Origin of the sequence: uncultured Paraglaciecola sp. (genome assembly GCF_943787955.1) — a bacterium.
GTDB lineage: Bacteria > Pseudomonadota > Gammaproteobacteria > Enterobacterales > Alteromonadaceae > Paraglaciecola.
In genome coordinates this window covers 42,565-67,499 of record NZ_CALSOK010000003.1, presented here as the reverse complement: position 1 = coordinate 67,499, position 24,935 = coordinate 42,565, and the positions used below count along the sequence as shown (strand labels likewise).

Annotated in this window: 19 protein-coding genes; 4 read left to right on the top strand and 15 right to left on the bottom strand. The window is 41.0% G+C overall.

The genetic code is table 11. From position 1 onward, the window contains the following. Positions 1 to 681 (bottom strand): FAD-binding oxidoreductase (locus Q0Y52_RS03880; RefSeq protein WP_297818276.1); only part of this gene is annotated, 681 nt, incomplete at its 3' end. A 1,180-nt stretch (positions 682 to 1,861) separates the two neighbouring features. Between Q0Y52_RS03880 and Q0Y52_RS03875 the strand changes: the two genes are divergently transcribed. Continuing rightward, complete coding sequence (locus tag Q0Y52_RS03875) at positions 1,862 to 2,317, top strand: phosphate-starvation-inducible PsiE family protein (protein ID WP_297818273.1); 456 nt, start codon at positions 1,862 to 1,864, stop codon at positions 2,315 to 2,317. A 62-nt stretch (positions 2,318 to 2,379) separates the two neighbouring features. Here Q0Y52_RS03875 and Q0Y52_RS03870 read toward each other — a convergent pair whose 3' ends face one another. From Q0Y52_RS03870 to Q0Y52_RS03860, 3 genes are read right to left on the bottom strand one after another with little or no spacing between them, the layout of a single operon-like run. Beyond that, positions 2,380 to 2,670: a hypothetical protein gene (locus Q0Y52_RS03870; protein WP_297818271.1), complete on the bottom strand. Its 291-nt coding sequence runs from the start codon at positions 2,668 to 2,670 to the stop codon at positions 2,380 to 2,382. Then, the gene (locus Q0Y52_RS03865) at positions 2,654 to 3,013 is read right to left on the bottom strand and encodes a transposase (RefSeq protein WP_297818268.1); all 360 of its coding nucleotides are present in this window, start codon (positions 3,011 to 3,013) and stop codon (positions 2,654 to 2,656) included. The genes Q0Y52_RS03870 and Q0Y52_RS03865 overlap by 17 nt, the downstream gene beginning before the upstream one ends. Further along, entirely contained in the window at positions 3,000 to 3,377 is a 378-nt protein-coding gene (locus Q0Y52_RS03860) for a hypothetical protein (protein WP_297818265.1), read from the bottom strand. Before Q0Y52_RS03860 ends, Q0Y52_RS03865 begins: the two co-directional genes overlap by 14 nt. Positions 3,378 to 3,453: 76 nt before the next feature. Between Q0Y52_RS03860 and Q0Y52_RS03855 the strand changes: the two genes are divergently transcribed. Beyond that, positions 3,454 to 4,610, top strand: a protein-coding gene (locus Q0Y52_RS03855) for an IS3 family transposase (protein ID WP_297816341.1) whose coding sequence is annotated in 2 segments (ribosomal slippage) — positions 3,454 to 3,700 and positions 3,700 to 4,610 — 1,158 coding nt in all. Because the reading frame shifts where the segments join, the coding sequence is not laid out codon by codon here. A gap of 258 nt (positions 4,611 to 4,868) precedes the next feature. On the opposite strand, the gene Q0Y52_RS03850 is transcribed toward Q0Y52_RS03855, so the two are convergent. The 11 genes from Q0Y52_RS03850 to Q0Y52_RS03800 form a co-directional block, all read right to left on the bottom strand. Further along, the gene (locus Q0Y52_RS03850) at positions 4,869 to 8,834 is read right to left on the bottom strand and encodes a glycosyltransferase (RefSeq protein ID WP_297818262.1); all 3,966 of its coding nucleotides are present in this window, start codon (positions 8,832 to 8,834) and stop codon (positions 4,869 to 4,871) included. A gap of 125 nt (positions 8,835 to 8,959) precedes the next feature. Continuing rightward, positions 8,960 to 9,502 carry a hypothetical protein gene (locus tag Q0Y52_RS03845; protein WP_297818259.1) on the bottom strand — a complete coding sequence of 181 codons (543 nt, stop codon included), beginning with the start codon at positions 9,500 to 9,502 and terminating at the stop codon, positions 8,960 to 8,962. A 38-nt stretch (positions 9,503 to 9,540) separates the two neighbouring features. Further along, a complete protein-coding gene (locus tag Q0Y52_RS03840) occupies positions 9,541 to 10,038 on the bottom strand; it encodes a hypothetical protein (RefSeq protein WP_297818256.1) in 498 nt (165 codons plus the stop codon). 12 nt (positions 10,039 to 10,050) lie between these two features. Further along, a protein-coding gene (locus Q0Y52_RS03835) for an IS3 family transposase (RefSeq protein WP_297818253.1) occupies positions 10,051 to 11,207 on the bottom strand; the annotation gives its coding sequence in 2 pieces (ribosomal slippage) (positions 10,051 to 10,961 and positions 10,961 to 11,207; 1,158 coding nt in all). A 69-nt stretch (positions 11,208 to 11,276) separates the two neighbouring features. Then, positions 11,277 to 12,623 (bottom strand): NAD(P)/FAD-dependent oxidoreductase, encoded by a 1,347-nt coding sequence (locus tag Q0Y52_RS03830; protein WP_297818251.1) that lies wholly within the window; start codon positions 12,621 to 12,623, stop codon positions 11,277 to 11,279. Positions 12,624 to 13,454: 831 nt separating this feature from the next. Continuing rightward, positions 13,455 to 14,774: a xylose isomerase gene (xylA, locus tag Q0Y52_RS03825; protein WP_297818249.1), complete on the bottom strand. Its 1,320-nt coding sequence runs from the start codon at positions 14,772 to 14,774 to the stop codon at positions 13,455 to 13,457. Then, positions 14,771 to 16,240, bottom strand: a complete 1,470-nt coding sequence (xylB, locus tag Q0Y52_RS03820; RefSeq protein ID WP_297818247.1) for a xylulokinase — start codon at positions 16,238 to 16,240, stop codon at positions 14,771 to 14,773. Before xylB ends, xylA begins: the two co-directional genes overlap by 4 nt. Positions 16,241 to 17,172: 932 nt before the next feature. Next, entirely contained in the window at positions 17,173 to 18,882 is a 1,710-nt protein-coding gene (locus Q0Y52_RS03815; protein ID WP_297818244.1) for a bifunctional protein-serine/threonine kinase/phosphatase, read from the bottom strand. 80 nt (positions 18,883 to 18,962) lie between these two features. Further along, complete coding sequence (locus Q0Y52_RS03810; protein ID WP_297818241.1) at positions 18,963 to 19,778, bottom strand: formate/nitrite transporter family protein; 816 nt, start codon at positions 19,776 to 19,778, stop codon at positions 18,963 to 18,965. Positions 19,779 to 19,892: 114 nt separating this feature from the next. Beyond that, entirely contained in the window at positions 19,893 to 20,333 is a 441-nt protein-coding gene (gene cynS / locus Q0Y52_RS03805; protein ID WP_297818238.1) for a cyanase, read from the bottom strand. Positions 20,334 to 20,923: 590 nt separating this feature from the next. Then, positions 20,924 to 22,786, bottom strand: coding sequence for a sigma 54-interacting transcriptional regulator (locus tag Q0Y52_RS03800; protein ID WP_366939234.1), 1,863 nt, complete (start codon positions 22,784 to 22,786; stop codon positions 20,924 to 20,926). Between the two features lie 456 nt (positions 22,787 to 23,242). Here Q0Y52_RS03800 and Q0Y52_RS03795 point away from each other — a divergent pair, with 456 nt between their 5' ends. Continuing rightward, positions 23,243 to 23,665 (top strand): nuclear transport factor 2 family protein, encoded by a 423-nt coding sequence (locus tag Q0Y52_RS03795; protein ID WP_297818235.1) that lies wholly within the window; start codon positions 23,243 to 23,245, stop codon positions 23,663 to 23,665. A 44-nt stretch (positions 23,666 to 23,709) separates the two neighbouring features. Beyond that, on the top strand, positions 23,710 to 24,924 hold the full coding sequence (locus tag Q0Y52_RS03790) for an alginate export family protein (protein ID WP_297818232.1): 1,215 nt from the start codon (positions 23,710 to 23,712) through the stop codon (positions 24,922 to 24,924). Positions 24,925 to 24,935 lie beyond the last annotated feature (11 nt).

Here is a 24,935-nt window from a genome sequence, read left to right as displayed (position 1 = left end):
AACCATACCCGCCAACACCTCTGGGCCCACTTTATGCAGATTAAATTCAAACTCAGTGACAACCCCAAAATTACCACCACCACCTTGTATTGCCCAATATATATCTGCGTTTTTTTCGCTATTAACTACAAATATTTCGCCGCTAGCGGTAACCATTCTGGCTGAACGAAGGTTGTCGATAGTTAAACCAAATTTACGTGTTATCCAGCCAAATCCTCCGCCTAAGGTTAAGCCTGCAATACCCGTGGTTGAATTGATGCCTGTTGGCACAGCTAGGCCATATTGCTGAGTTGCAATATCCACATCAGCCAATGTTGCGCCAGGACCTACTTTTACTGTGTTCTGACCGTCATTAACCTTCACATCTGTCATGAAATGAAAATCTAGCACAACACCACCATTAACCAAGGCCTTTCCTGCAATATTGTGTCCGCCAGACTTTATGGCTAATAAAACACCATGGTTACGGGCGAAATCTACCGTGTTTATCACATCTTGCTCATTTTTAACACGAACTATTAAACTTGGGGATATGTCGATCATGTCATTCCAAAGTGCGCAGGCTTCGGCATAACTTTCGGTGCCTTTAATAATTATCTCCCCTGATATTGACTCATTAATTACACTTCTTGCTATATTAATTGAAGTACCGTCCATTTTATTAAAACCTATAGTGTCCATAACTCATTTTCTCCAGTTAGTTTAGTTTTGATGCAATGCTTAACCGACAAGTGACATCGTGATGCCAGCACTTATTACACAGTTTTTATGCATCATTTTTATCCCAATATAATGCTAAAAAACGCTCATACCATTTGGTCTGTTTAGAGGGATCAACATGCCTGGCTCACATCAAAACAGATGGAGGCATGTGTTCACCCTAAATCGAACTGATACAGCCTCATTCCTATTTACAATAAAACTGCATCACCCTAGAAAAATCACAATCATTGCCACCAAGTTGTGCAATATAGAAATCTAAGTCATGTAAAAATAGTTCAGGATTTGGTGCAAGTCCAAAATAAAAGCGGGCAAATCTAAACAATATCTGAGGTCAGAGAAAACTTTTGAGTCAGGGGGATATGTGTTCACACTTAAATCGACCATGATTGAAAGACTGTTCTGGTGACTGGATGAATCAAGATGTAAAACCAGTAAAACTAGGGCAGGGTCAACTTAAATTAACATCCAAGGCTATATTTCAATTTCGTCAATTTACATGGATGTCAATACATGCCTAGATTGCCTCGGGCGCTGCATAGCATCGCCATTCAACGTTAGGCAGCCTATCGCAGCTTATTTTTATCCCACATCGAAGTTCAATTACTTGCAGATATTCGCGCCAATTCAAACAAAGGAATGGCCATTGGTAATGCACCATTCAAGCAAAAGATAGAAGCCTAAACAGGCAGAAGAATGAAAGATAAAAAATGGGTCGCCCAGCCAACGCACAAAAAAAGAAGCTAACTGAATTGTAGGCGTCAAGTTGACCCTGACCCCCAGTTCTCCTGATCCTGCGCGTAACTGTTTACTAGACACACAGGAAACTGTGGATTGCCAAATGATGCCTGAGTGCCAGGAATATCGCTGAGGCTTGATCCGCCGTTGGACATTGGTTGTATCATTCGTTGGCTTGGTGATAACGACACGTGTTTACATTGACCCGTTAACCTTATACTTTAAGCTCGATGTACGAATAATGTCTCGATTGACAGACTATTATTCAGCGTAAATTTCATGCAATATAATTTTACGGTTTTGTACTTGGGCTAAATGTTCCTATCAACAATGTTTTACAGAAACTTTTGTTGCAACTTGGTCCGAACACAAATTTTCTTACATTGACGAATGAGTTTTATGTATGACTTCAAATAAAAAGTATGACGAAAACGAAAATTCAGACAGAAACGCTAATGATATTAATCAGACTGACTGTTCTGATGCGGGAAAAACTGAAAAGTCTCTTGTGCGAGGTGTTTTTCACCTAATTGAGCGGATAATACTTTTAATCGTTGTTTTGATGACCATGGGCGCCGTCGCCTTCGAGATCCACGCCATTTATATTGCGCAGACTCTCAGCCTCGCGGACATACTGTTGATGTTTCTTTATCTGGAGGTTATCGGCATGGTGGCTGTATTTTACTCGGACCGACGCTCGGCGTTCGTTTACCCTATTTTTATTGCGATTACGGCACTCGCTCGATTAATTGTTCTGCAGGGCAAAGATATGGCTCCTGAAAATATTCTGTATGAGGCATTCGCCATCTTTATTCTTGCTATTGCTGCAATCATACTTATCCGAATGCGAATTGAATAATGGTTTTAGCATATCTGGAAAAGAATATCTGGGGTCAGAGTCTGAGGGATCCCCACGAATATTCAATCATTAAAATTGCCTGCAATCATAGTTCTGAGATTTAATACCGCTGTTTCAAATTGCTCGCAGAGCAATTTGAAACGCTTATCTACGAAGCCTCGCAATCCTAAATAGTGAAACGATAATACTCGTCTTGTCTTAACTGTGTTCGCTTGATAACGACGGTGCAAACCAGCCATGAACATGGCCAAGCCTATAATGTTAGCCAAAATACTGGCAAGTGTGGCGATGAGGATAAGTACTGCAATACGGTGTACGCATCGGCTTTTATGATGTTCAAAACCCAATCCCAAATAAACTACTTTTGATATCCCTAAACTCTTCTTCAATTTGCATACGCAGTCGATAAATAGCGACTATCTTTTTACCTAAACTCTTGGTTCGAGGAAGTGAAGTGGCAATTAACCAAGGGTCTGTAGCGCCTCTTGCATGGACCTTTGAACACTTAGATTGTCGGGTAATGTTGTGTCGCGTTAAACTATGTCGCCCTTTGTTTTTGCCTTTAAATAACACCAAGGTGCATGCTAAAGGTTGGCTGCGGCAAATATGGCTAGTAAACCCTATAGGTTGACTGGTAGCTCGCTTATATAACTCAGAGGTATGCTCCCAGTCCTCTTTCTGATTAACATACATCATGGCTTTCGGACTCTTCCTGCAAAGTCCCACCCCAAGCGATGACTTCTCTAAACCAGGTCGTTTTATAGCCGGCATCTGTCACAATTATCGGTTTAGCATCGTCATCGATAATCGTCTTTAATTTTGCTAAGAACGCCTTATGTGTACACCGTTTTTCTTTTGTGCTCATACCATGCACTTCTTGATAAATAGCCACTCCTCGACCATTAAAAGCCACTGAAGCCCTCAACAAAAAGCAGCCTTTATGCGTATCTAAATCCGACCAGTCAATCAGAATAATAGGACGTGACGAAGCATTCGCATATTGCGTATAGATTGCTCGGTATATTGATATTCTTTCAGTATGGATGTGCTTGTTAGACAACAAACGGTCAGCTTGTTGTGGTTGAATTAACCGGACACTTCAATAAAGGATTATAATCCTGTTAATTGAGGTGAATATGACTAAACGAACAAATAAACATTATCCCGCAGAATTTAAACAAGAAGCGGTCGCTCTGGTAATAGAGCAAGACTATCCAATCGTACAAGCTGCTGCATCTTTAGGTGTGACAGACAAACTACTTTACAACTGGGTAGCTAAGCATAAGAAACAGGCACTAGGTGATGCATTATCTGGTGATGAACGGGCAGAGTTAATTCAGCTCAGGAAAGATAGTAAACGTCTACAAATGGAGCGTGAAATCCTAAAAAAGGCCAGTGCCTTCTTCGCGAAAGAAATGAAGTAAGATATTCTTTTATAAGTGAGCTTGATGCGAAGTATCCGGTGTCAGTTGCTTGTAAAGTGATGGAAGTGAGTTCGTCAGCATACTACGCATGGCTAAAAAAACCTGGTGAACTCATTAGCGCTCAAATGCTAAGACTGTATCGACGAGCCAAAGCATTATTCAAGGCAAGTCGAAACAGTTTAGGCAGCAGAGAGCTTGCTAAAGCACTACGCAAAGAAGGCTTTGAAATAACGCGGTATCGCGCCATTAAGTTAATGGAACGGCTTAAATTAGTTGTGACTCAGCGAATAGCTTATAAAGTGACAACCAAGCGCAAACACAGTGATGCTGTGGCTGACAACTTGCTAAATATGAATTTCAATCCTGTTGGACCCAATCAAATTTGGGCGGGTGATGTGTCCTATTTAAAGACTGGTGAGGGCTGGTTGTACTTAGCCATTGTCATGGATTTGTATTCACGCCGGATTGTAGGTTGGCATATATCAAAACGCATGACGCGTGATTTGGTCGAGCAAGCACTGACAAAGGCTCATAATTTACGCAAACCACCAAAAGGTTTGGTGTTTCACAGTGACAGAGGCTCTCAGTACACGAGTAAAGGCTTTAGAAATCTACTGTCGCGATTAGAGTGTCGAGCTAGTATGGGAGATGTTGGAGCTTGCTGGGATAATGCTGTTGTGGAGCGCTTCTTTGGAAGTTTAAAGCATGATTGGTTGTTTAAAGTACCGCAGCCCACTCGAACACATATGCGAGAAGATGTTGCTAGGTACATGAAATATTATAATGTTGAGCGACTACATTCAGCTAATTTGGATCAATCGCCAATTGAATTTGAAAACTCCTTTAGAAAAGTGTCCGGTTGGACTTGACCAGAACAGTCATCGATAATTGTATTTAACTTTGCTAAGAACGCCTTATGTGTACACCGTTTCTCTTTCGTGTTTATACCATGAACTTCTTGATAAATAGCTACTCTGTTGTGGTTGAATTAACCGGACACTTTTCTAAAGTCAGTTTAGTTACTTCGGACTTAATTGACTTGGCTGCTTGCTTAGCAAAAGCTTCTAGTTCTTTCTTTTTCATAGTTTGCCTATCCTAAGCCCTATATTAGTAATAATGATAGGCAATTACACAGATCTATGTTTCTTTATTAATTTTTCTTCGTCCGAATGTTTGGTTGTTTCTTTGCAAATAATAACCTCAGAGTTCACCACAAACATATTTTTATAACCCAACTCAGAGTTACTTAAACAGAGATCAATCACAGCAGACTTGAGGGTCTCAAAACGTTCATCAAAGACCTCACTTTGTTTCAGAACTACATATTTTATCAATACACATCCATCATGCAAAGCTCCTACTTTACCAGTTCCTCCAAGCTTTCCCGCATTTTCGAATCCAATTAAATTACCTTCCGACCTTTTTAATTTCACGCTTGACGCTAAAAAATCAAAATTTTCGTTAAGGATAGTAGGTCCTAAGACTGATACGTCTTTATTGATATTTGCTTGATGTACAAGCTTAGAAAGCCAATCAGAATTAAACAACACAACATGTTCAGACAAAATACAGATAAGCTCATAGTTTTTATCACATATTGATTGATTTATTGCATTGGTGATCGAGCTCGACTTTGACTTAAAGACACTAATTTCAATATTTGGGAATAATTTTTTTGCTTTAGTAAGAATTGACGCTACAGAGTTTATCTCTACCATCAGAAGCAAAGAGATTTTCACGTCTACATAACAGGTCTTATTTACTACCATGTCCAATAGGTCAAAAATCCTTTCAGCATTATCAGTGATCGGAATAACAATATTTACGAAAGGTCCATGATTTAGCGTTGGCTCACTCGCATGCTTATACATATGAAAGTATGGGTCAATCCACTGTGACCCAGGGAGAATATTTGGAGAATATCCTTGCCCCCAAAACACAAAGGGTAAAGCAATTTGATCTCTAATACTGTATTGACTCAACTGTTGCCACCACAAAGTATTTATCCTCAAAACATCTGCAGAACCTTGCTTGCGAGCAAGCTCTGCTGTTTCGAACATGCCATAATTTCTTGGCATGCCTTGGATCTTATAAAACTCAACTTGTGCAGCAAGCAATTCTACATTGTCTTTTTTTGCAATTGCGCAGGCTTCTTCTTCATCGTACAGACAAGTCCGCTTTACATGCTTGTGTAAGGAAAAATCAGAATTCACTAAGAATTTTTCTGGTATTTCATCAATGTTTTTCCCTCTTAATTTGACGTTGCCGTCTATCCATAAAGATAATTCATAATCGATCAAAAAGACATGGCTTAGAATTTTAAGCATACGTGCATTTTTGGTCGCAGACTCAAATACAGGAGTAACCAACATTATTTTAAAAACATCAGACTTTAGATGAGGGTTGTCAGTGAAGCATACATAATCCCAGTCTGGGTTTATATATTCTGGGTTATTTAAACTATCGTAGTTTCCGAATATTGCCGTATATACAACTTTTTTGTTTTGTGAAGAAAGTTGCATGTAATTATTTATATTTTGAGCGATTCCAGGCAAGCGTGATTCACCCTTCCAGTCAGATATTAATTGCTCAATCGCTGCTTTACCATGTTTTTTATCAAGCGATTTGCGTCCACCGACGGTCAATACTTTACGAACTTTATGCGTATAGCTCTTTGACTTAGCGTGAAAAATATAGGTGTCATCCACACATCGAATTGAGTACCCAGCAGCTCTCGCCCTCAATGAGAAGTCATCTTCTTCTCCGTATCCAGTCGGGAAGTACTCTTCGTCTAATGTTCCTATTTTATTAATTACCTCACGGCGAATCGCATAGCAAAAACCATTCACGGATGGTACTAACGGATATTCTCGTTTACTGACTGTTTCAATTAATTTTGACATCAGGTCAATAGAGTAGCCCTGCGGTATTTCGTTAACCAACCACCCTCCATTAACTTTATCTTCTCTGACGGGAACGGTCTGCCAACTAGCGGCATTTGATAATGGCCCAACTATCCCAGTAACCTTGTCACTTTGAAAGCACAAGAGTATTTTCTCGAGCCAAAATGGAGTAACTATCGTGTCACTATTTAATAAAATAACGACGTCTGCTTTGGACTGCGCAAAACCTTTATTTACTGATTTGGTAAAACGAAGGTTTTCTTTGTTTCTGAGTAGCGTAAACCTAAGTTCGCGTGACTTTTCTTCGAGATAGAATCCGGTCTCAGATTCGCTGCAGTCATCGATTACGATCAGATTAAATTCAAACGTTCTATGACGGTATAGTGAATCAATACAGTTTTTAACGTCGTCTAAGGCGTTGTAAACAGGAAGTAATATATCAACAGTTTTGTTTTTAGCATTATCAAGCGCCGACAAATAATGGGGGGCTACGTTTGATTCAATCGCACCCTGATTCTCAGGTTCTACCGTTTTCATTGCTTTAGGATTTGGAGATGAGCTAAGCACTACTGTAGCTGGATTATCTTGCTTTATTAGATGCTCTTCATTTCGTGCGTTCTCACAAAAATGTTCCAGGTATTCCTTATAGGATTCGCTTGTTTCGGAAGTAACATTAGGTATAGCATTTTCGAAGAACCTTACCCGACGGTGAACTTTTCGCTTACCTAAATAAACCTCTTCGAAGCCATGCAGAATGAAGTGTTCCATTGCGCTATCAATAAGTCCATCATCAATAGCAGATGCTACATCTTCATTTAAAGATAAATATTCATCTTCATCAAACTGAATTATGAACTCTGTTGGAACTCTTTTGAAATACCCAAGCATATGCTCTTGAAAAACCGCAATATCTGCAATATCTGAAACTAACCGCCTAGCTAAAAATGGTACTGCAGAGGTAGCAAGCTTTTTATTTTTAAGTATATCCACAAGTTGCTGATGATTAAAATTGCTCCATTTTTGATGTAAGGCGATGAAGTTTTTTAAGTTACAATAACCAGAGTCAAACTCCGATTTGATGCAATTTATCTCTTTTTTGAATCTAGATTTTGTATTTTCCTTAATAATAACTTTGTCAGAGTTAAACTTAGTTAACTCTGCTTCTCGCTTACATATGCTCGCAGTTAAAGATTCGCTTAATTCAAGGTTTTCATGCGTTAGCTTTGCGTGCTGCTCTTTCAAACACTCTAATTCGGCTGCCAAGGGGTCCATCTTAGTTTTAAAGACTGAGTTATTTTCGACGCTTTGCGACATCGCAACAAGCCTAGCATTTATCTCTGTTACTTTATCTTCACTGACTACAATGGCTTCTTTTGGTTTTTCTTCACTTTGCTTAGTATCAGAAAGTTCAGTTCTTAAAATTTTAATATTTTTATTATCAGAAACCGAAGCTAGCTCTGACACATTAATGACTTGTTGAAGCCTATCTATTTCTTTGTCTTTATTTTCTGATTCTACTTCCGCCAACTGAACGCTGTGTTGCATTTTTTGTGTTAGACATTTTAGTTCAGCTTCAAGACTTGAGCTAAGCCGTTTCGAATCATTTAACTCAAGGACACTGCAGTCTGCTAAATGTTGTAATTCTTTAATTCTACCGTCTAGAGTCTGATTTATATATTCTAGGCTCTGAAGTTGTTTTACATCAGCAGAAATGTTTTTCGTCAACAAATCGGATATCGATTTTAGCTTTTCTGAGTGTGATTTAAAAGTTGATGATGTACCTGAAACTACTAACTCTATTCGTTCAAGAAAGGATCTTTGCTGTTTCGAAAGTATAAAACTTTCTTCCTTGTCTTTAAGAACACTCAACGCTGAAGTCAACAATCGATCTTTCTCAATAAAACTAAGAGTCAGCTTACTAAGCTCGTCTTTTGAGGCTTGTAATGTCTTGTTTGTTATCTCCAACTCGTTTTTTGTCGACCATAATTGTTGATCTAGATTTTCCTTTAATAATTTATATTTTTGACGCTCAGTCGTCGCTTTTGAAAGTTTGATTGTTTTTGATTGATTTTCGAATAAGAGCTTCATTCCATTAAAAGATGAATAAGCATCAGTAAGAACCTGCGCATTCAATTCCTTTGAAGCGAGCTCATTTGCAAGAGCCTCAAAGCTTGGCGAATACTGCGACAAAGAGCTAATATCGTAGACATGATGCCTAAGATCTGGATGTATTGATCTAGTAGCATTAGTAATCTGTTCTTTCGAAGCACCCAGAAAATTAGCAAGTTTTTCAAAAGTATTTCTTTGTGACTCAACTAATTCACCGTATTCAATAACAATCCGATTAGTCTCCTTGAATATAGCTCGGCTTTCGACAAGTATTCAAACCATAAGCTAACACTCTTTTGGATTGTGAACCCGTTTCGTTTTTCGAGTGACTTTGCTATTTCTAAAGGGTTTCTGTTAACAATTACGGTGCTTATTTGTATCTTTAATTGCTTACACGCTTGAGCCCATATTGGGAATAACAAACAGAGCCTAGGATCCTTTATTGCAAATACATCATGAACAATAAACTCCCGCGTTAAAATTTGAACAGCAGTATTGACAGCAGAGCTAAATAAACTGGCGTCTAACATCTCAAAATCAAAGAACACATCATCCCAATCAAAGCCATTTTGCACTAACAGAGTTTCATTGAAGGCCTGCACGACACTATTCTCAAAATACCCCTGTGGATTATCAACACTTGCAGCTAATAACGAGTCACCAAACGGTATTCCCAAACTGTTTATACATGAGCTTACCGCGGACGTTCCAGAGCGATGCATTCCAAGAACAAAATATACTTTCTTCACTTTTCTATAACCCTATTGTTCTGTAACAAGTGATTGATTTATTGCAGTTCATATTGCACTAGTACAGTAATTCTACTTTTTATCTTTATTTTTTGCGAATACTCTTTATATTCATCAACTACCTCTTGCGCGTAACCAACTCTAATAATTTCCCCATTTTCTAGCCACACTGCTCGATTACATAAACGCTTAATCTGGTTAGCAGAATGAGATACAAACACTACTGTTTGGTCTGAATTTATTTTATCCAAAATCGCTTTTTCTGCTTTTACTCGAAAATTAGCGTCGCCTACACCTAATACTTCGTCAACTAACAATACATCGGCATGCATAGTAATCGCGGTCGAGAAACCCAATCTAGCCTTCATTCCAGAGCTATAAGTCTTTACCGGCTCTAAGAAGCTTAAACCAAGCTCAGAAAACTCATTAATTTCGTCCATGTTATCAATGGCGACCTTCTTTGAATGTCCTAATAACATTGAAGAAATAATGGCATTATCTCGCCCGGTCAGTTCTTCATCAAAACCAGCCGCCAATGTTTGTTCTGGTCAAGTCCAACCGGACACTTTTCTAAAGGAGTTTTCAAATTCAATTGGCGATTGATCCAAATTGGCTGAATGCAGTCCCTCAACATTATAATATTTCATGTACCTAGCAACATCTTCTCGCATATGTGTTCGAGTGGGCTGCGGTACTTTAAACAACCAATCATGCTGTAAACTTCCAAAGAAGCGCTCCACAACAGCATTATCCCAGCAAGCTCCAACATCCCCCATACTAGCTCGACACTCTAATCGCGACAGTAGATTTCTAAAGCCTTTACTCGTGTACTGAGAGCCTCTGTCACTGTGAAACACCAAACCTTTGACTGGCTTGCGTAAATTATGAGCCTTTATCAGCGCTTGCTCGACCAAATCACGCGTCATGCGTTTTGATATATGCCAGCCCACAATCCGGCGTGAATACAAATCCATGACAATGGCTAAGTACAACCAGCCCTCACCAGTCTTTAAATAGGACACATCACCCGCCCAAATTTGATTGGGTCCAACAGGATTGAAATTCATATTTAGCAAGTTGTCAGCCACAGCATCACTGTGTTTGCGCTTGGTTGTCACTTTATAAGCTATTCGCTGAGTCACAACTAATTTAAGCCGTTCCATTAACTTAATGGCGCGATACCGCGTTATTTCAAAGCCTTCTTTGCGTAGTGCTTTAGCAAGCTCTCTGCTGCCTAAACTGTTTCGACTTGCCTTGAATAATGCTTTGGCTCGTCGATACAATCTCAGCGTTTGAGCGCTAATGAGTTCACCAGGTTTTTTTAGCCATGCGTAGTATGCTGACGAACTCACTTCCATCACTTTACAAGCAACTGACACCGGATACTTCGCATCAAGCTCACTTATAAAAGAATATCTTACTTCATTTCTTTCGCGAAGAAGGCACTTGCCTTTTTTAGGATTTCACGCTCCATTTGTAGACGTTTATTATCCTTCCTGAGTTGAATTAACTCTGCTCGTTCATCGCCAGACAACACGTCACCTAGTGCCTGTTTCTTATGCTTAGCTACCCAGTTGTAAAGTAGTTTGTCTGTCACACCTAAAGATGCAGCAGCTTGTACGATTGGATAGTCTTGCTCTATTACCAGAGCGACCGCTTCTTGTTTAAATTCTGCGGGATAATGTTTATTTGTTCGTTTAGTCATATTCACCTCAATTAACAGGATTATAATCCTTTATTGAAGTGTCCGGTTAATTCAACCACAACAGTAGTGTCAGGCTTCGGTTCGCAGATATGCCTCCAGCGAATCATCGAGGGCATCGCGCCATGGCGTGTGGTGTGCCGGTGCCTGAGTGCCGGTGAGTGCCGATTTATAACTGTTGTCGCGGAAGGTCATGATGTTTTCCTTCTTATGCTTCTTCCATGCGAAGAAAGCCTCGTTGGAGCCGGCACAGTCGAAATGTGGATAGTCGGTCAATGCCATCAGGTCCATGGTGTACTTGCCCTGGAACTCGATCGCGCCGTAATCGTCCGGGATGTTGTCTTCGGCTTCACGCCACTTATCGATATCGGCGTGCATGTCAGTCTGTGACGGGACGTCCAGACGGCCGAGGATAACATCGCGCGCATACCAGGCCTGGGCATCGAACATGTTGAAGGTATACCACTGATCCTGCATGCCAAGGTACATCAGTTTCGGATTGTGTTCCCAGACCACGCCGTTATACAGGTTGACCGGGTAAAGGCGGTTATTGGTCTTGAGCTTGAGATTTTCCGCCATGAACGGGAAGTGGTGTATGTAGCCGGTGCACAGAATGATGGCATCGACGACCTTGGTGCTACCGTCAATAAATGTCGCGGTGTTACCTTCGACTTTCTCCAGCAGCGGTACTTCCTTCCAGTTTTCGGGCCACTTGTAGCCCATGGGTGCGGTACGGTGTGAAACGGTGACCGACTTGCAGCCGTACTTCCAGCACTGTGAACCAATGTCTTCAGCGGAGTCAGAGGTTCCGATAATGAGGATGTCCTTACCGGCAAACTCCATCGCATCGCGGAAATCATGTGCATGCAGCACGCGACCTTTGAAGGTATCGAAGCCGGGATACTGCGGAACGTTGGGGGTCGAGAAATGGCCGCTGGCAACGATTACGTGATCGAATTCTTCGGTGTATTCGACGTCCTTTTCATGGTCCTTTACGGTAACGTGGAACATGCCTTCATGCTCGTCGTAGCCGACGTGCCTGACAGCAGAATTGAATCGAATCCAGTGGCGTACAGCAGATTTCTTGACGCGTCCTTCGATGTAATCGAATAACACCGCGCGCGGTGGGTAGGATGCAATCGGACGTCCGAAATGCTCCTCGAATGAATAATCGGCGAATTCCAGGCCTTCCTTCGGACCATTCGACCACAGGTAGCGGTACATGCTGCCGTGTACCGGTTCGCCATGCTCGTCAAGGCCGGTGCGCCAGGTGTAGTTCCACAAACCGCCCCAGTTCTCCTGTTTCTCAAAACAGACGATATCGGGTATGTCGGCACCTTTTTCTTTGGCCGATTGAAAAGCCCTCAGTTGTGCGAGGCCGCTTGGGCCTGCCCCTATGACTGCGACACGTTTACTCATTTACTCACTCCGGTTCTGTCTTGTTTTAATTGAGATATGAATGCCTGGCGGCATTACCGATCACTAGCATCCAAGCCTAGAAAAGTTTGTAGCAGAAGGCAATTGTGGATTCCCCTTAGTTCAAGTTGAAACAACCTGACAAATTCTGGTCAGGAAGACAGAACGGAAATCCGACCCCTCGAAGCCATGCGTAACCGCCGATAAGGGCGCTAACACCAGGCATAGCGACAAGCCTTGGCACCCGGTTAGAGTGGTACAATGCTGTTTTTGAGTATAGGTAAAATAAAACGTCATTTTTCCTAAAATCAAAATACATGATGCCTCATATTTTCCATATTGGCATCTATTTTATATTCTTAAGGGAGTGAAAGTCGGCTATTTTTCGTCTATTAATCAACTGTTTCCAAGTAATTAAGAATTCAAGACAAGCGGCTCCTAAAGTTGTGCAAACCAGTTCTGAATATTACTTTTATTTAAACAGACTTATCTGAGGCCAAGTTTGAGTAATCGTATGATGATTCTTCACTCAATATAGTCTGATAGTTCGAATTTTCTAACGTCAGCTTTAGGTCGATTTAAGCCTTTTCTAGACTACAACCTTATGTCCCCTTTTGGTTGTGAGTTCAATCGGTCAATGCAACGCTATACTTGGATAAAGTGGAGGCGTTGCTATGACAAGAAGAAAAAAGATTTACTACAATGCACAACAAAGAACATTAATATGCTCGTACAGTAAAAACAGAAACGCTTTGCTTTATTGAAACGACTAAAAAACGGCTGATGTATTGCATCAGGCGTTTTTTGGGTTCAAAGACTTATTGTTGCTAGTGCTTAACCGTATAAAATGCGATTAACTTTGTTTTCTAATAATTCTTGTTGGCCACTTTCGTGTTGTGGATTGAGTTCATTATCAACAGCATAAGCAGCTAATGATTCTAAACTATGCTCACCTTTTGAAATAGCTTTGCCTAAATCACCGTCCCAGTTTCTGTAACGATTAGCAACAGCATCGCCTAGGAAATCATTTTCAATCATAGCGGCTGCTTTTTTCAGTGCTAACGCTAAGTTATCCATACCGCCAATGTGTCCGTGGAACAAATCAGCGGGGTCTGAAGACTGACGACGTAACTTTGTATCAAACATGAAACCGCCAGTTTTAAAACCACCGGCTTTCAAAATGTCGGTCATAATCAGTGTTAATTCAGGTACATCGATTGGGAATTGATCTGTATCCCAACCATTTTGCGCATCACCACGGTTTGCATCAATTGAACCAAATAAACCAAGTGAAATGGCCGTGGCAATTTCATGTTGGAAAGAATGGCCAGCTAGTGTTGCGTGGTTACCTTCAATGTTAACTTTAATTTCGTCTTCTAAACCAAACTGTTTTAAGAAACCATACACAGTCGCAGTATCGTAGTCGTACTGGTGTTTAGTTGGCTCTTGAGGTTTAGGTTCAATTAACAAGGCACCCTTAAAACCGATTTTGTGTTTATGCTCTACTACCATTTGCATAAAGCGACCCATTTGCTCACGCTCTTGGCGTAGGTCTGTATTAAGAAGTGATTCGTAACCTTCACGGCCTCCCCACAATACGTAGTTTGCACCACCTAAACGTTTGGTTGCTTTCATAGCATTAAATACTTGAGTTGCCGCGTAGGTGAACACTTCTGGATTCGGGTTGGTTGATGCACCAGCTGCGTAACGTGGGTGACTAAACGCGTTGGCTGTTCCCCATAATAACTTCATGCCAGTCTCTTCTTGTTTTTGTTCAAGCACATCTGTCATTTGAGTAAAGTTATTCACGTATTCTTTTATGCTGTTTCCTTCAGGCGCCACATCGATATCATGAAAGCTGTAATATGGAGTGCCTAGTTTTGCAAAGAATTCAAAAGCCACATCTGCTTTTTGTTTTGCACGTTCCATTGCATCACCAGGCTGCAACCATGGGCGACCAAAAGTGCCTTGACCAAATACGTCAGCGCCATCCCAGCAGAAGTTATGCCAGTAACACGCACCAAAACGTAAGTGTTCAGCCATCGTTTTACCAAGCACTACTTCATTTGCATTGTAGTGGTGAAAAGCTAAAGGGTTGTCTGAATTCGTGCCTTCAAATTTAATCCTGGGTATTGAATCAAAATAAGTAGTCATAAGATTTCCTTGTTAAAAAGTGTACGTAATTGAGAATAAGTTTGTTTGTAAACCGTTCGTCGTTGCTCAAAAATTGATTGGATTGAATTGTTTGGAGTGTGGACTTGCACTGCTTCTGGTTGCGGACAAATCTGCTCAATAGATAAGCCTGGCTGCATCGCCAAATGGGCGAGGCGCGCAGCTCCTAGAGCAGGGCCGACTTCCCCCCCTTTCCTAAAGGTGATATTGGTATTCAACACATCTGCCATAAGCTGTCGCCAATAGGCACTTTGTGCGCCGCCGCCAATAACGGTTATCTCTGTTGCTTTAGTACCTGATTGATGTAGCGCATCTACACCGTCTGCAAAAGCAAAACACACGCCTTCGAGCACTGCATGCAACATATCGAGCTTGTTTGTGTCGTGGGTTAATCCAATAAAGGCACCTTGGGCAAGAGGATCGTTGTGGGGGGTGCGCTCGCCACTCAAATATGGCAAAAAGTATGGCGTGTTCTTCTGATTGACTGGGGTGTTTTCAAGCTGCTTGAGTAATGCTCCAATATCTTCACCTACCACTTGTTTAGCAAACCAGTCTAAACAGCTTGCAGCACTTAACATCACCGACATTAAGTGCCAGCGATTAGGTAAGGCATGGCAAAAACTGTGTACTGCTAGTTCGGCATGTTGGCTAAAATGGTCAGCAACCACAAAATACACACCTGATGTACCTAGGGAAATCATACCTTGTCCAGGTTTGACTAGGCCTACACCTATCGCACCTGCAGCATTGTCTCCCGCTCCCGCCACCACTGGCACTTCTAGCAATCCCCAACGACTGGCTAAGTCAGACTGTAAAGTGCCAGTTATTTGATTGCCTTCAAAAAGCTTCGGCATGTGCGCCAAGGTAAGGCCACATGCCTCAAGCAAATTTGTATCCCATTCGCGCTTTTGTGTATTTAACCAAAGCGTGCCTGCCGCATCTGACATATCGCCAGCGAAGTCACCCGTTAATAACCATCTTAGGTAATCTTTGGGTAGCAGTACTTTGTCTATGCGTGCGAAATTGTCGGCTTCATGATGTTTCACCCACAATAATTTAGGAGCAGTAAATCCTGGCATCATAATATTGCCGGTAGTTTGGCGACTATCTGATACAGCTCGTTCAAGTTCTTCACATTCTTTGGCACTGCGACCATCGTTCCAGAGTATGGCTGGGCGAATAATCTCTCCAGCTTTGTCGAGTAATGTGGCACCGTGCATTTGCCCCGATAATCCTATCGCCTTGACTTGAGAAAGATACTGACGACTAGATAAAGCGTCCATCACCTTACAAAAGGCTAACCACCAGTCAGTGGGGTTTTGTTCAGACCATAATGGTTGCGGTCGAGACACAGCCAATTCTGCCGATTCTGAATCAACGATCTGTCCTTCAGGATTAGTAATAATGACCTTAATCCCAGACGTGCCTAAATCAACACCTAAATACATCACACTATCCACGTTATTTTTGTTTAAAGCATAGTGACCCAGAGTTCAAAAATGCTCAATTACGAAATTACGAAATTACGAAATTACGAAATTACGAAATTACATAATTAAATTCTGTAATTTGTTATTTTATTAGTGAGGTGTTTTTGATTATTCTACTGTCGACTTATTAGTCAGGCACAAGAGGCATCAAGTAGTGAACCACCGATCCCTACTATGTTAAGACGTGTGCGGTACCAAGTCCAAGCTTCACATATATATCAACGATCAACGTAATCTCATGTAATACGTGGCCTTTAGGCGTTATCGTCAAATCTGAACATGAGACAGTTGAGGGTTAAATGAACGCATACTGTTAAATTTGGACACACATTTTTAACGTTTCCTAAATGAGCCCTATGTTCGGTGTTGACAAGTTTATGAGCTACTTATCAACCAAACTGATATAAAATGAGTTACGGGAAATAAGATGATCTAAATCGTAAGCTCAGGCTCAACTATTTCTATCATGTCATGGGGTGGTTAATAATCTATTTTGGCTTGGTCGCCATTCCATTAAAGCGAGTAATTATAGAGTTCTCTGAGACAGAGTGTTCGTTGAGTGGGGCAGTGCGAGTTGTGTCCAAAATTTGGCATAGGTAGTTAAATTGCCAATCTATTCATCCGAACTCGGTAACTTGACAGCCCCCCCCGCACTTTCAATAGCGCTTACTGTGAACTGCTAAATCATGACAAGGATATTTATACTTGGAAAGTACGTCGGTTTATTAAGCGCTTACGAATGTATGTGCCATATTGATTCTTAGGTACAACTGATTACCTGCATTTATATCAGCTATCTAAAATTTTTATCGTTTTATGATGGCGCTAATAAACCCACACACGCTAAATTTGCAGCCTCAACGATTGGCTTAATATAAGAGCATAAAAATTTAAAGTGCCAGTTGAATCATTATCACTAAGAAAAAAATAATACTCAGTCCTTGCCAGAACATAACAGGATCACGTTCAATCAACGGGCGACGATTTCGCGACAAATAGGCTTTATTAGGGTGGTGTAAATCATAAATAAATTCAGATAATTCCCCATGACGCTTTAAAGGGTCAATGTGTAATGCTCGTCGAAGAGCATCATCTATCCAAATAGGAAATTCGCTATCGTCGTTTATTAGGCTCCTATAGCTTAAACGACGCTGTGCTGACATATTTTTGGCTTGCGCTATTTCAACACCATAAGGGAAGCGACCGGATAACATCTGATATGTGATCACCGCTAATGAATATATATCAGAGCGTTCACTGCCAACGTGTCCCAAAAAATATTCTGGGGCTGAATATCGCATTGTGCCTCGCAAGGTATCTGCGCTAATAGCAGACGTAACCCCAGCAATATAGGTTGATCCAAAATCGATAATTTTGACCGTATTGCTTCGGTCTATCATGATGTTATTGGGACGTAGGTCTTGATGGATCATTTCTTGTCGATGAAAGGTCTGTAAGCCTTTCGCTATCTGTCCAATAATAGCTCGCACTTGATTTAGGTTTGGCTTTGGATTGTCGATCATCCATTGATTCAGTGAGACCCCTTCGATAAATTCGCTCACCAAATATAAAAAATTTCGTTTGCGCGTTAATCCTATCGCTTTCGCAACATGAGGATTATTGAGTCGTTTCGCGATCCATTCTTCCAGCATGAAAATTTCGAGATATTGACTATCATTGCGTAATTCAGTAGAAGGCGTTTTAATCACGACAGTTTCTTGACTGGTTAGATCACGGGCTAGAAACACATGACTGCGGCTACTAATGTAAATTTCACGCACAATTTCATATCCATCAAACTGCATTCTTGGATGTAATCTTGGTGGTAAAGGCAGTTGAGTCACGTGCTGTTGGACTTCGTCTAATTGGTAATCAGGTACATGTTCAATACGCACTATTTGTATACTTAAGTTATCATCACTACCCTCAAGCAATGCTTGGTCAACTATTTGCTTCGCAGCAATATCTAAAGTTTCTGAATGGGCGATATGGTGAATGATCTGCTTATTGTTTAGAAACTCATACACCCCATCAGTGGTCAAAATAAAAATATCACCTTTTTCGATAGCTTGACTGTGATAATCAATTTCTAGTTGTTGCTCAATACCCAAAGCACGGGTTAAATAACTGACTTGTGAGGAGACTACGCGGCGGTGATCTGTGGTTAATTGTTGGAGTTGTCCACCTGATAATAGATAAATACGGGTGTCACCAGAGTGAAATACATGGGCCGTATTAGACTTCAGTACGAGTGCGCTAAAAGTGGTAATAAAGCCTTTATCTTTTTCAAATCGATAAGGGCTATTCTGAGTCTGAGCATAGAGCCAATAGTTAATGGATTTTATGACTTTTTGCACCGATGTTTTAACTGACCAAGAGTCAGAAGTGCAGTAGTAATCGTCTAAAAAACTTGAAATCGCCGTTTGGCTGGCTATTTGACTTACCTGGCTTGAGCTAATCCCATCAGCCATCGCAACCACAATACCCTTGGTACTAAGCTGTGGCTCTGTCGGAATTACCTTGCCGATGGCGTCCTGATTAATCGCTTTAACGCCTTTGGTACTTGCTTGCCCGATAACTACATTTAATGGACGGCTCATTGATGTTCCTCATTAACCGTTTCTAATAAAAAAGGCTCCAAATATATGATATTTGGAGCCCAGCACCTACCCATAACTATTTATTTGGATAGCTTGCGTTCTGGCGATGTTTTCACATGTGTATAATACAAGGGTAAACCAACCAGGCATAAACCACCCGCAAGATTCCCTAAAACAGTTGGGATTTCATTCCACACTAAGTAGTCATATACGGTGAAATCACCCCCCATTATCATGGAAAAAGGGAAAAGAAACATGTTAACAATTGAATGTTCAAAACCCATGAAGAAAAACAACATGACTGGCATCCACATGGCTGCCATTTTACTGCCTGCAGACGTTGATATCATTGCACCAACCACGCCCATAGAGACCATCCAGTTACATAACATGCCGCGAATAAAAATAGTAAACCAGCCACCTATACCATTTTCTTGATAGCCTAACGTGCGTGATTCACCAATAGCGCTAACCTTGGCAGCGATTGCGCCACCGTCGACAGAATAACCATAGGTTAAAACAAAAGACATAAAAAAAGCGGTGGTCATAGCACCGGCAAAATTGCCAACAAACACTAAGCCCCAATTTCGCATCATGCTACTAAAAGTCACACCGGGTCGCTTATTCAACAGGGCGAGGGGCACTAAAGTAAACACTCCGGTTAACAAGTCAAACTTCATCAAATACAACATGATAAAACCAACAGGGAAAAGCAGCGCTCCTACTAAGGGGCTCCCTGTTTTAACCCCTACAGTAATCGCAAAAACGGCCGCTAATCCTAAAATAGCCCCCGCCATAAACGCCCTTATCAAAGTGTCTTTAGTCGACATAAACACTTTAGATTCACCTGCGTCAACCATCTTAGTGACAAACTCACTGGGTTCAATATAAGCCATTGTTGTTCCTCTTTTATATTATTTTAAATTTTATTCTTGTATCAAAAAACTAATAAGGCACCAGAAGCCATCAATTATTGATTAATTACAAAATACAGATTTTAATCTACTCGATCACCAAGATTTATAAGGTAAAAATTTACCATTTAACGTTAAGATAACTCGGTCACCTTTTGGATCAACTTCCTTTTGAACATCCATAGTGAAATCAATAGCGCTCATAATGCCGTCACCAAATTTCTCCTGAATAACCTCCTTAAGCGTATCGCCGTATACCCCCACTACTTCGTATAAACGATAAATAAGAGGGTCTTGTGGAACGGCTTTATCCCATTCTTTTAGCGGGTATTCCGTCAGAACTGACATTGCCTCTGCAGGTAAACCTAAAAACGTTACCAGTTTCTCAGCTATCTCCGCTGGGCAACTATTCATACCTAAACAAGCGGAAGTGGTCCAAATAGTTGACATGCCAACTGCTTGTGCAATTTCTTCCCATGTTAATTTTCTTTCATTTTTTATGGTGAAAATGAGTTCGGTTACATCGATTTTTTTCATAATTCATTCCTCAAATAATCATTCTGGACAGCAATAGTGCAAAATATGATGACGCCATAATCTTTAATTGTGCAGACTTAGAATCGTTCAAGTTTTGTAATAATTAACTAGTACTCTTTTATTCCGCGTTAATTTATTGCTTTGGGTCTCGTTCAATTGCTAATAGCAAACCCCATAAGCAATATACTTATTGCGATAACTGTGCCAGAAGTTAATTTTAAATAAGTCACTGAATTTAATGGATTAAATATTAATTAAAAGAAAATGCTTCACCACGAATTATCGTTAATAACGAAAGTTCATTGTTTTTTCAACGACATTACGTTGTTTTTCCTAAAAATTAATTCGTTGAATCAGCACTTCTTTATTAAAATTATATTTCACCCTAGGTATAGAGACCTTTGTTGTCTTCAACGGATAATCACTGCAGACAAAACTTTGATAAATGATTTACCTTGACCGTTGGATTCGATAAACATTATTGTAAGTCACAGAGACACAATTCACTGTGCTCACCTCATTCTGTTTACATATTTTGAAACTTCACATATGACAGAGAATGTGACTAAAACAAATCTTGATGGATTGTTTTATGTTTGAAATAAGGACTTCTTAATATTATATTTTTTTATTCTGGAAGCTAGTGTAGTAGGTTTTAAGCCCAAGATAGCAGCGGCACCATCTTCCCCATAAATTTTACCGTTGGCTTGTTTTAGCGCCATTTCAATACTTGAAACGCTTAACTTTATTTTTTGAGTCTCGTTTAAAATATCAACGGGTTGAACCTGGCTGACTGCTCTGGGAAAAGTAGTTGAAGACAAAAAGTCGAAATATAGCTTATTATCACTGGACAAAATAACCTGGCGCTCAATAATATTTTCTAGCTCTCTGATATTACCTGGCCAATGATAGGCTTTTAAATTTTCTAGTTGGGCAAGTGATACTTTGGGATGTACTTTATTGGCACGTTTGCAAATTTTATCAATAAAATGTTTGGTTAACATAGGTAGGTCTTCCAGTCGCTTTCTTAGAGGAGGTGATTCAACTGGAAATACATTGAGTCGGAAATACAAGTCTTCACGAAACGCACCTTTTTCCACCAATGATTTGAGATCTTGATTGGTTGCGGCGATAACTCGCACATCCACACTGCATGTTTTTGAGTCGCCTACACGCTCAAATTGCTGTTCTTGTAATACTCGCAACAGTTTACTCTGCAGTTGCAATGGTATTTCACCTACCTCATCTAAAAATATTGTGGCACCATCAGCTAACTCAAAGCGCCCGGCACGATCTGAAACAGCACCAGAGAACGCACCTCTTACATGGCCAAAAAACTCACTTTCGAATAGTTCTACGGGGATCGCCGCACAGTTTACACGGATTAGTGGGCGGGCTTTGCGAGCACTGATTTCGTGTATTGCTCTGGCGATCAATTCTTTACCCGTGCCAGATTCACCGATGATAAGAACGTTTGCGTCGGTTGGAGCAACGAGTTCGATTTGACGCACCATGTGCTGAACAGCTTGACTTTGTCCAATAATTTGATGGTGGTTGAAATCCGCATTGATCTCTTCTTGCAGGTAGGCGTTTTCTAACTCCAGGCGATGTTTTAAAGTATCAATTTCATTAATTGCATTGAGTAGTTTCTTTTCGGTTTTCTTACGTTCAGTAATATCACGGAAAATGACCACTGCGCCGACAAGATTGCCGTTATCGGTAACCGGAGTGCTAGTGTACTCAACCGGAATTGCTATACCTGATTTACTCCAAAATACCTCATCATCTATGCTGTGCACCGATCCGTCATGAAATGCAGCATAGATGGGGCAGTCACTTGGATGATAGTGGCTACCATCTTCATGAGTATGGTGGATCATGTCGTGAATGTCTCGCCCTACAAGTTCGCTTTTGCTCCAGCCTAGCATTTTCTCTGCCGCAGGGTTAACAAAGGTACTGCAGCCGCTTGCGTCTACCCCATAAATACCGTCGCCGACGGCTGATAATAGTAACTGATTTTGCCGCTCAATTTCTTCGAATACCGTTTCTACCCGGCTCCAATGCAAAAAACCAGCGTGGTGATGTCGATCGGCCGACGCTTTATGGCGCAGCCTGAATAAGTCTATGCCGTCGCTGCAACTAAATATCAGGAAGGTGTTACCGTTTTGCTCGATTGTCGACACAGTGGTTTCAAGAGGGGCCGAGCCCCCCGGTGCAGAAAAGACCAAATCTTCGCTCCATGCCCACTGATGGTGCAATGCATCGCTACTTAGGGTGTACAACTCTGACAAACATTCTGCAAAGAGGCTGGTAACCGTAATTGTATTTTCTTTCAGATCCCCCAGTAAGAAAAGCTGCCGAGCCTTAATATTTGCAGCCAGTACTCTGTTTTCTAATGGGTCGACAAGCAGTTGTGCCTGAGGGGCGTGTTCAAAAGCATCGTGTTGCAACATAGCTCTGCCTATTTTCAAACCTATTTTTGTTGAAGAGCATTATTCAATTAACAAGCCAACAACGAGTTTTCGTCTTATTTTGCGCGAACTTTCGTTGCACAACGAAAGTTCGCGTCTTGATTGCACTCCGTGAAATAATTTAAAGTTGTTTAAAAACATATAGTTAATTTTTTTATTCGAAGTGGCACAGCTTTCGCTATAAGAATAATGAGATACAGGGTAAATATTTTTGTTAGCCATTATTGCTTTCATTTTAAGTTCACTTGGAGTTTGTTATTAGCGAGTGCACTTTATTTAACTATTGGTGCACTACATTCGAGCAAGCAAAAAAATGGTAAGTAGAAGCTTAGGCAAACCTAGTAAAAATAAACTCAGTATTTTTTATATCGATTACTCGCATTACGCCAACATAATAGGCAGTTGCGGTGATCAAGATCTTATTAAGGGAATGACATCATGCATAACAAACCCCCTTTTCCTCCTTTTACCTTGGAAACAGCTTTGCTCAAGGTACAAGCGGCAGAAGATGCCTGGAATAGTAAAGATCCAGAACGTGTGTCACTGGCCTATACACAGGATTGTATATGGCGTAATCGTGATGAAATGTTTAGTGGCACAAAATCAATAAAGGCATTTTTGGTGAGGAAGTGGCAACAAGAAAATGGTTATTACTTAAAGAAAACATTGTGGTGTTTTGCGGATAACCGTATCGCTGTATGTTTTGAGTACGAGTGGCATGATTTATTTGGTCAATGGTATCGGTCTTATGGCAACGAGAACTGGGAGTTTGCACAGAATGGCTTAATGAAAAGCCGACAGGCCAGCATTAATGACGTTCCAATTAAGAACAGTGAGCGCAAGTTTGTTGGAGATGAATAGTCTTACAACATTTTGGTGCTTAAATTAAAACTAAAGAGAAAACTATGAAAACAACTAAAAATAAAACCCTAAGTATGGCTTTAGCAACGGCACTCATAGGCAGTGTCAGTAGTCAATATGCGTTTGCAGAAAGCTTTACTGAAGCCTTAACCAAAGGCACTGCTAGCGCAGATTTTCGTTTGCGTTATGAAAATGTTGAGCAAGATAACGCGGCACAAGACGCCAGTGCCTTAACCTTGCGTACACGACTGGGATATACTTCTGGGTCGTTTAAGGGGTTCTCCGCTATGGTAGAAATGGAAGACAACCGGATTGTGCTAGGCCAAGGCGACTATACAGTTGGGCCTGTGGGCTATAATTCAGGGATTTATTCTGTGATTGCTGATCCGGAGTTTACTGAATTGGAGCAAGCTTTTATTCAGTATAAGGGGGACGGGTTTTCTGCCAAGCTGGGTCGCCAGGTGATCACCATGGACAATCATCGATTTGTTGGACATGTAGGTTGGCGTCAGGACAGACAAACCTTTGATGGTTTGAGCACGCAATTTTCACCCCTTAAAGATTTGACGGTGAAATATGCCTACATCACTCAGCGTAATCGTATTTTTGCCGAAGCGGCAGATGTGGATGCAAAAGACCATTTATTTAATGCGTCTTACAAGACGTCTATTGGCATACTGACAGGTTACGGTTATTTACTGGAAGTCGATAATAATACGGACAACGCCTTGGATACCTATGGTATTCGCTTTACCGGCAGTACCCAAGCGGGTGACACAAAATTATTGTATTCGGCAGAATTTGCCAGTCAAAGCAGTGAAAGTGTAAGCAGTAATTTTGATGCTGACTATTTGATGCTTGAAGCTGGGGCCGTGTTTAAGGGGGTAACCGCTAAGGTGGGTTATGAAGAGTTGGGCTCAGATAATGGCGCTTATGGATTTTCTACCCCTCTGGCTACTTTGCATAAGTTTAATGGCTGGGCGGATCAATTTTTAGGCACACCTGCTCAAGGTTTGGTAGACACCAGCGTTACCTTGGCTGGCAAATTAGCGGGCGGCGGCTGGACGGTGGTTTACCATGATTTCGAAGCGGATGAGGCCAGTGAAAGTGTTGACGATCTGGGCAGTGAAATTGATATTTCTTATGCACGTAAATATGGAAAACACTATTCAGCTGGGATTAAATATGCTGCTTATTCAGGCGAGAGTGGCCGGGTAGATGCCGATAAGTTATGGCTATGGGTGGGTGCTAAATTCTAGTGGTTTTTAAT

What these genes read in the sequence shown, in the direction of transcription:
- xylA (WP_297818249.1), bottom strand. Translation starts at nt 14,774, where the DNA reads ATGACTACTTATTTTGATTCAATACCCAGGATTAAATTTGAAGGCACG.
- Q0Y52_RS03830 (WP_297818251.1), bottom strand. Translation starts at nt 12,623, where the DNA reads ATGAGTAAACGTGTCGCAGTCATAGGGGCAGGCCCAAGCGGCCTCGCA.
- Q0Y52_RS03800 (WP_366939234.1), bottom strand. Translation starts at nt 22,786, where the DNA reads ATGTTGCAACACGATGCTTTTGAACACGCCCCTCAGGCACAACTGCTT.
- cynS (WP_297818238.1), bottom strand. Translation starts at nt 20,333, where the DNA reads ATGAAAAAAATCGATGTAACCGAACTCATTTTCACCATAAAAAATGAA.
- Q0Y52_RS03875 (WP_297818273.1), top strand. Translation starts at nt 1,862, where the DNA reads ATGACTTCAAATAAAAAGTATGACGAAAACGAAAATTCAGACAGAAAC.
- Q0Y52_RS03865 (WP_297818268.1), bottom strand. Translation starts at nt 3,013, where the DNA reads ATGATGTATGTTAATCAGAAAGAGGACTGGGAGCATACCTCTGAGTTA.
- Q0Y52_RS03815 (WP_297818244.1), bottom strand. Translation starts at nt 18,882, where the DNA reads ATGAGCCGTCCATTAAATGTAGTTATCGGGCAAGCAAGTACCAAAGGC.
- xylB (WP_297818247.1), bottom strand. Translation starts at nt 16,240, where the DNA reads ATGTATTTAGGTGTTGATTTAGGCACGTCTGGGATTAAGGTCATTATT.
- Q0Y52_RS03790 (WP_297818232.1), top strand. Translation starts at nt 23,710, where the DNA reads ATGAAAACAACTAAAAATAAAACCCTAAGTATGGCTTTAGCAACGGCA.
- Q0Y52_RS03810 (WP_297818241.1), bottom strand. Translation starts at nt 19,778, where the DNA reads ATGGCTTATATTGAACCCAGTGAGTTTGTCACTAAGATGGTTGACGCA.
- Q0Y52_RS03795 (WP_297818235.1), top strand. Translation starts at nt 23,243, where the DNA reads ATGCATAACAAACCCCCTTTTCCTCCTTTTACCTTGGAAACAGCTTTG.